The organism is Campylobacter sp. TTU_617 (assembly GCF_016599045.1).
Taxonomy (GTDB): domain Bacteria; phylum Campylobacterota; class Campylobacteria; order Campylobacterales; family Campylobacteraceae; genus Campylobacter_D.
Genome location: NZ_JAENKV010000041.1, coordinates 1 through 772 on the forward strand (window position 1 = coordinate 1; position 772 = coordinate 772).

Annotated in this window: 1 pseudogene; it reads left to right on the forward strand. The window is 31.5% G+C overall.

Going from position 1 to position 772, the window contains the following annotated elements:
• Positions 1–772: pseudogene (locus GQV94_RS07610) on the forward strand (hypothetical protein); the annotation flags it as partial.

Below are 772 nucleotides of genomic sequence, written 5' to 3' on the forward strand. Positions count from 1 at the left end.
ACACGGCATCACCATTGAAAATGGTGGAACTATTACTTCTAAAAATGGTAGCGGTATTTTAAATACTGATAATGGAATTATCTATGGTAATATTGTAAATAGTTCAAATAATGATTTAACCTTAAAAAATGATTCTAGTGCAACTATTACAAGTGGTGTTACTAATAGTGGTAGCGGAACTATCTATGTTAATAACCAAGGAACTATAAGTAAAGATAGTAGCGGTAATAACTTAACCAATAATGGAAGCGGTGCCATAATCATAGAAGACTGGCTTGTTACTTCAGATGAATCAGGCAAATTAGACACTATAGTTGTAGGTGGAGATAATAAAGACAATGTAAGTGCAGATAATATCACTATAGATGAAGGTAATCTTGATCTAGGAGGACTTGATGATATAAGTGATGTTATTAGTGGAGTTAATCCAGGTAACGTAAGCAACATAACAACTAATGGTAGTGGAGATATAAACTTAATCTATGATCCTACAACAGGAAAGATTTATCAAAGCTTTAACCTTAATGCCTCTATATCAGGAGCAACCTTTAGATCTTTAGTATCTACTACAACAAGAAGATCAACCTTTATTGATAATATTATGGGTAATTCTATGCAAAGCTTTTATCTAAGCTCTTCAAGTAGAGCTCAAAGAATGGCTATACAAGAAAAAGGTAATTTATACTCTGATGCAAGCAATTATATAAAGAGTGATTTTTCTAATGCTACTTATGGAATGAATAAAGAACACTCTTTATTTATACTTCCTTAT